Raw genomic sequence first — 6713 nt, 5'->3', positions numbered from 1 at the left:
TTGTTGTCGTGTCACACAGCCTGATCTATCGGATCAGGCCTCGCCGCGGGGGCGAATCCACAGATTGATCACAACCAGATACGCGCCCTAGCCGACAAGGCAACGCGAACGCGCGATGAAGGGCTTCCGCTCCGTCAGGGCTTGTAAAGAATCAACATGGTGATTCGTTCTTCTCCGGGGCGTTTTCGGGTGGTGCGACGGAGGCGAGAAGGTCCGCTGCGGTGCGGAATGGCGTGGCTGGTGTCGGGTGGTGGCCGTCTTCTTCCAGAAGGGGGCTGAGGTCACGGAAGATGGTGCCGATGGTCTGTGGGGTGACGTCGAAGAGGTCGGCGAGTACCTGGCGGGTGCATACTTCGCGCTGGTGGAGGACTGCGGCCAGGACGCGTTCCGCGTGGGCGACCTTCTGGTGGAAGGCGCCTCCGTTCGTCCCGGGCTGACGTGGCCCGCCGCGTCGCTGGTAGCGGTGCCGTTCCCGTAGGGCTGTGTACCTCACCAGCAGTCGGTCGGTCAGTTTCTGCAGGTCCTCGCGGCTCATGCCGGGCAGTGACGGGTCGGACAGCACCGTGGAGATGTCCAGGTGCCGGGGCGGGGTGGCGGAGCCGGTCTGTACGAAGGCGAGGACCTCCTGCGCCTGGGTGAAGTGCAAGGCGGTGGGGGTGAAGGCGTAGTGGTGCTCGTCCAGCAGCGGCAGGGTCTCTCTGATCGCCTGGCCGATCGCCGGCGGGGTGACCTGGACGATCTCGGCCAGGACTTTCTGGGCGCATACCTGCCGCAGATGCAGAACGTTGATCAGGAGGCGGTCCCTGGCGGAGAGCAGGGGCCGACCGTGGGCTCCGGGGACCTGGCGGCGTTTCCCGCCGCGCTCCTGGTAGCGGAGTTCCTCCCGTTGTGCGGCCTGGGCGGTGGCCAGCTGCTGGGCCATTGCGTCCAGTTCCGCGCGGCTCATTCCGGTCAGGCACGGAGCGGACAGCAGCTCGAGAGCCGCTGCGCGTTCCGGCGCCGCGGTGGGTTTCCCCGTCCCGGGTGCTGCCAGGGCAGCAGGCCTGCTCGGGGGGCGGATCGTGTAGTTCCAGGCGCCGCGGCAGGGGTGCGGCTCAACCGGCAGCATCTTCATACGGTCCGTGCTGACGCACATCCCCAGCGGGTAGGCGCCGGTGTCCAGTTCCGCCTCCACCCGCAGTCCGGTGCGGGTCCGGGTCGAGGCGCCGCCCTTCGGGCACCACTCACGGCCGGCGCTGGGCAGCTGACCGAGCTTCTCTTTCTTCTTGGCATCCACGCTGATGACCGGCTCCCCGGACGCTTGGTGGTCCTTGACCTGCTCGTTGATATAGCGGAACTGGGAGTCCCGGTCGGGATGCTGCCTGCCCTCCAGGGTCTTGGCGTTGACCTGGAGGCTGAAGCCGTTTTCCCGCAGCAGCCGGCCCACGGTGGGAGCCGACACGGGATGCCCCTGCCGAGCGAGATCCTCGGCCAGGTGCCGAAGAGACTTCGTCGTCTCGCCGCCCTCCAACTCGAAGACCCCCTTGCGCACGGTCGTCTCGCTCACCTCCGCGACACGCGCGACGGCCCGGACACCACCGTGCCCCAGCAGCCGGGCCTCGGTAGCCAGCACCAGCCGCCGCTGCCGCTCGTCCAGATGCGGAAACAACACCTCGAATCTCACAGCAAGTTGGTCACAGACCTCGCTCGGTACGCGCGTACCACACCAACGCGGCAGAAACCCCGAAGCAACATGTTGATTCTTTACAAGCCCTCGGTGGGGCGCAGCGCTTCCTGGCCTCGTTCAGTCGGATCTCCCCGCATTTTCGCCCCGGCCGCCACCTGATGTTCGCCCCCGAGTACCGCACCGTCATGAAGGACCGCTTCACCATCTGGAACGAGATCACTGCCACCACCGGACACCCCGTCCCGATGGCCTGAACCACACCCCGAACCGGGCAGAGCGGCCCGGAACGGCCTCGGCATGCCAAGAGCCGGAAGCCTCTCGCTCAACCTGACAATGCCCTCCCGGGCCAGCTCGGCGGCCCGCAGCGTCGCGCGTGCGGCGGGGACGAACGCCTCGCCGGCCGGGGTAAGGGCGACGCGGTGTGTGGTACCCGACGGTCTTCGTCTCCGGCGGCCCGATGGAGGCCGGCAAGGCCACCCTCGTCGGTCGAACAAGGGGGTGCCCAGTTCGCGTTCGAGGGCCCGGACCGTGCTGGACACGGCGGACTGGACCACGTGCAGCTGCCGTGCCGCTGCCGTGAAACCGCCCGTGTCCGCCACCGAGACGACGACCTCCATCTGCCGCAGATCCATCATCTGCTCCCGATCAAGCAGCGCTCCGTCCGGTGTGAAGGCGACGGGCTTCGATCTCGGCTACATCGTATGCGGACCACGGGGCGTCGTGCGGGTGCGCCGGTCATGCCCCTGCAGGTACCGGGTCCCGTACGACGGACCGAAGCCGCGGCCATTCCTCAGGCGCGGACGAGCGGGGTGTCGACCAGATGCTCGGCCAGGAACCAGGTCTGCAGTTCCCCGGTCCTGATCACCTGTGAGACCAGCAGATCGTTGGTGCCGTCGTCACCCAGCTCACCGGTCCGGGCGGCGGCGTCGTGGGCCTCGACGAGGATGGTCTCGTGGGCTTCCAGCAGCCGGGACAGCATCGCCGGCACTTCCTCCACCCCGTCCGGAGGCCGCGGGATCGATGTGATCTCCGCGACGTGCCTGGGGTCGCCCACCGCGACGCCGCCCAGGGACTGGACGCGTTCGGCGATGGTGTCGACGAGTTCGAGCTGTTCCCCCGCGTGCTTGTCCAGGACCAGGTGCAGTTGGTAGAAGGTCGCGCCGCGCATCAGCCAGTGATGCTTCTTGTAGAGGCCGTAGAGGATCTGAGTGTCCGCCAGGACCTTGTTCAGGCGCTGGCAGGAGTACATCCGCGCCTCGTAGGACAGACCGATCGGGAACTGCTTGACGGTGCCGAACTCCTGGATCACCTCGCCCCTCTGGTGCAGCCACGGCTGGCTGCTGCTCACGGGCTTGGAATTGGTGGTCATGGTCCGCCTCCTGTGGTGCCTTGCTGTGCGTACCCGAGTGACGTTAGGTGCCCCGACGCAGGGCGCATTGACCAGGAGCGCATGCGGTGGTGCCCGCCAGTGCACAGTGCGCGGTGTCCCGTGCCATGCGTTCGCTCCCGGGCAAGCATCCGTGCGCTGGCGGGCACGGGCCTTCGGCCGGCCGACCTAGCCTCGGCGGGACAGCCCACGTCCGTGGAGCCCGAGGAACGAGGAGAGGCAGGCATGAGCGCGAACGAGCAGGCGGATGTGGTGGTCGTCGGGCTGGGGCCGGGCGGTGAGTACGCCGCGGGCACGCTGGCCGAAGCCGGTCTGGACGTGGTGGGGGTCGAGGCGGAACTCGTCGGGGGCGAGTGTCCGTACTGGGGGTGCGTGCCCAGCAAGATGATGATCCGTGCCGGGAATCTGCTCGCCGAGGCGGGTCGGGTGCCCGCCCTCGCCGGCGAAGCGGTCGTGACTCCGGACTGGGGCAGGGTCGCCGGGCGTATCCGCGACGAGGCCACCGACGACTGGAACGACAAGGTCGCCGCCGACCGTCTCGCGGACAAGGGCGGCCGGCTCGTCCGGGGGACGGGCCGTCTCTCCGGGCCGCGCCGGGTGGTGGTCGGCGACCGCACCTTCGAAGTTCGGCGCGGTGTCGTGCTGGCCACCGGCACGCGGCCCCGGATCCCCCCGGTGCCGGGCCTCGAGGGAACGCCGTACTGGACCAACCGGGATGCCATGGCGGCCAAGGAGCTGCCGGAGTCGATGGTCGTGCTCGGCGGGGGTGCCATCGGTGTGGAACTTGCTCAGGTCTTCGCCCGCTTCAAGTGCGCGGTCACGGTGATCGAGGGGCAGGCCCGGCTGCTGGCGCAGGAGGAACCGGAAGCCGGCGAGCTGGCCGCGGAGGTTCTGCGGGCGGACGGAGTCACCGTACTCACGGGTGCTCGGGCACGGCAGGTCAGCCATGACGGCACCGAGTTCACCGTCCGACTTGAGGGTGACGGGGAGCCGCTGCGTGCCGAACGGCTTCTGATCGCCACCGGGCGCCAAGCCGACCTGGCCGCGCTGGCGGTCGACACGGTGGGGCTGGATCCAACGGCGGGAGCCGTGAACACGGACGGACAGATGCGGGCCGGGGAGGGGCTGTGGGCGGTCGGCGACATCACCGGCCGTGGTGCCTTCACCCATGTGTCGATGTACCAGGCGCAGATCGCCGTCCGGGACATCCTCGGGCAGCCCGGTCCCGACGCCGACTACCGGGCGTTGCCCCGCGTCACCTTCACCGATCCGGAGATCGGTGCCGTCGGGTTGACGGAGCGGCAGGCGCGTGAGCGGGGGCTGCGGGTACGTACCAGCGTGCTGCCCATCGCCGTCTCCACGCGAGGCTGGATCCACGGGCCGGGCAATGAGGGGCTCATCAAGCTTGTCGAGGACGCGGACCGGGGTGTGCTGATCGGCGCGACGTCGGCAGGGCCGGCGGGAGGCGAGGTGCTCTACGGACTGAACGTGGCCGTCCACGCCGAGATACCCATCGACCGGCTCCAGCACATGATTTACACGTACCCCACCTTCCACCGGACGGTCGAGGCCGCGCTCGGAGCCCTCCGCTGAGCCGCCCCCAGATCGCCCACGCGGCCCCGGCGCCCAGGCGATGGCACACCATGCTGGGCCGCGACCCCGGCGAGCCGCACAGGGCCGCCACCTCGCTGGAGCTTCTCTTCGACCTGTGCTTCGTCATCGCGGTGGCGCAGGCGTCCGGGAGTCTGCACGAGGCGCTGACCGACGGGGAGTACGCCACCGGTGTCCTGCGCTTCGCGCTGGTCTTCTTCACCATCTGGTGGGCGTGGATGAACTTCACCTGGTTCGCTTCCGCCTACGACCCGGACGACGTCCTGTACCGGTTGACGGTGTTGGTCCAGATCACGGGGTCGCTCGTGCTCGCCGCAGGCGTTCCCCGCGCGTTCGAGGAGGGTGACCTGCGGGTCATCACCATCGGATACGTCGTGCTGCGTACCGCCCTGGCCGTCCTGTGGCTGCGCGCCGCGTGGTCCGACCCCGCTCGGCGGGCGACCGCCCTGCGCTTCGCCGTCGGAGTGACAGTGTGTCAGTTCGGCTGGGTCGGGCTGCTCGGTCTCCCGGTATCGGCGCGGCTGCCGGGCATTGTGGTGTTGATCGTTGCCGAGGTGTCCGTGCCGGTGTGGGCACAGTCCGCCGGGATGACCCCATGGCATCCGCGCCACATCGCCGAGCGCTACGAACTCTTCACCCTCATCGTCCTCGGAGAGTCCGTCGCGGCGGCCACCGGCGCCGTCCGGGGCGCCTTCGACCGGCACCACGGCACCGGCTCGCTGTACGCGGTGGCGGCCGGTGGCCTGTTCATGGCCTACGCCATGTGGTGGCTGTACTTCGCCAGATCCGCGCACACGCTGCTTGCCACGACACATCAGGCCCACCGCAGGAGATTCACCTGGGCCTACGGCCACTACCTGATCTTCGCTTCGGCGACCGCCGAGGGAGCTGGCCTGGCCGCGTACGCCGATCACGTCACGCGTAGCACGGATGCCTCGCCGTTGGCCGCGGGCGCGGCGGTCACCGTCCCCGCGGCCGTCTTCCTGATCACCGTCTGGGCCGTACACCTCCGGCCCCATCAAAGAACCGTGGCCGAGTGGATTCCGTATCCCGTCGCGGCGGTTGGCGTCCTGCTGGCCGCTTTCTTCCCGGCACCTGCCCTGGCCGCCGGTGCGCTGCTGGCGGTCCTGGTCGCGGTGGTCACGGTGGAGCGCCGGTGAAGAAGCCCGCATCGAGATTGTGCTGGGGCCGAAGGCCGCGCGGCGGCACTCACCGTGTGGTGAGTGCCGTCGCAACGGGAAGGAAGCAGCATGCGCAGCCTGCTGAATGACGCGGTACTCACGCTCGCACCGCCCAAACAGGACCGCCACGGCCCACTGCCTCCCCTGATGCTGACGCTGACGGTGGTCACCGGCCTGGTCGACGCGGTGAGCTACCTGGCGCTCGGGCACGTCTTCGTCGCTAACATGACCGGAAACGTGGTGTTTCTGGGATTCGCTCTGGTGGGCGCCGCGAACCTGTCCGCGCTCGCCTCTGTCGTCGCCCTGACAACGTTGCTCGTCGGCGCGCGGGGGCAGGCTCGGCACCCGGTTCGCGACCCACCGCGGAAACCTGCTGAAGACGGCCACCGCCGTGCAGACGGTTCTCGTCGCCGTCACCGTGGCTGCCGCCGCGGTCACCGATGGCCGGGTCACCACGGGTGTCCAGTACACGCTGATCGTGTTCCTCGGGCTCGGCATGGGTCTGCAGAACGCGGTCGCCCGGCGCCTCGGCGTCCCGGACCTCACTACGACCGTACTGACCCTGACCCTGACGGGGCTGGCCGCGGACTCCACTCCGGCCGGCGGTGCGGCGCCACGGCCGGGCCGGCGGATTCTGTCCGCGCTGGCGATGTTCCTCGGCGCCTTTGTCGGAGCCCAGCTGGTTTTGCACGGCCACCTTGTACTCACCCTGAGCCTAGCCCTGCTGCTCCTCGCCCTCACCTCCGTGACCACCCACCGCCTCTCGGCCGCCGGCCCGCCTGGACACGGCCACCGTCCTGAGCCAGGCACTGCTCGCCCCACGGGGCGCACCGGATACGCCTGAGCCCCCTGAATCAGGGGGCTCAGG

4 protein-coding genes and 2 pseudogenes are annotated in these 6713 nt (G+C 69.3%); 3 read left to right on the top strand and 3 right to left on the bottom strand.

Annotated features, from left to right (window positions below):
- Positions 1-151 precede the first annotated feature (151 nt).
- The 3 genes and pseudogenes from ABTZ94_RS35475 to ABTZ94_RS35465 form a co-directional block, all read right to left on the bottom strand.
- Positions 152-1717, bottom strand: coding sequence for an ISAzo13-like element transposase-related protein (locus ABTZ94_RS35475; RefSeq protein ID WP_351207235.1), 1566 nt, complete (start codon positions 1715-1717; stop codon positions 152-154).
- A 281-nt stretch (positions 1718-1998) separates the two neighbouring features.
- Positions 1999-2298, bottom strand: a pseudogene (locus ABTZ94_RS35470) (LysR family transcriptional regulator); the annotation flags it as partial.
- A 158-nt stretch (positions 2299-2456) separates the two neighbouring features.
- Positions 2457-3035: a Dps family protein gene (locus ABTZ94_RS35465; RefSeq protein WP_351207233.1), complete on the bottom strand. Its 579-nt coding sequence runs from the start codon at positions 3033-3035 to the stop codon at positions 2457-2459.
- 243 nt (positions 3036-3278) lie between these two features.
- Between ABTZ94_RS35465 and ABTZ94_RS35460 the strand changes: the two genes are divergently transcribed.
- The 3 genes and pseudogenes from ABTZ94_RS35460 (at position 3279) to ABTZ94_RS35450 (ending at position 6646) form a co-directional block, all read left to right on the top strand.
- Positions 3279-4646 carry a dihydrolipoyl dehydrogenase family protein gene (locus tag ABTZ94_RS35460; protein WP_351207231.1) on the top strand — a complete coding sequence of 456 codons (1368 nt, stop codon included), beginning with the start codon at positions 3279-3281 and terminating at the stop codon, positions 4644-4646.
- Positions 4647-4696: 50 nt separating this feature from the next.
- Positions 4697-5824: a low temperature requirement protein A gene (locus ABTZ94_RS35455; protein ID WP_351207229.1), complete on the top strand. Its 1128-nt coding sequence runs from the start codon at positions 4697-4699 to the stop codon at positions 5822-5824.
- A 90-nt stretch (positions 5825-5914) separates the two neighbouring features.
- Positions 5915-6646: pseudogene (locus ABTZ94_RS35450) on the top strand (YoaK family protein).
- Positions 6647-6713: the final 67 nt, after the last annotated feature.

This window comes from Streptomyces sp. NPDC002785, from assembly GCF_040295565.1.
Taxonomy (GTDB): domain Bacteria; phylum Actinomycetota; class Actinomycetes; order Streptomycetales; family Streptomycetaceae; genus Streptomyces.
This window is presented reverse-complemented; position numbering and strand designations above follow the sequence as displayed.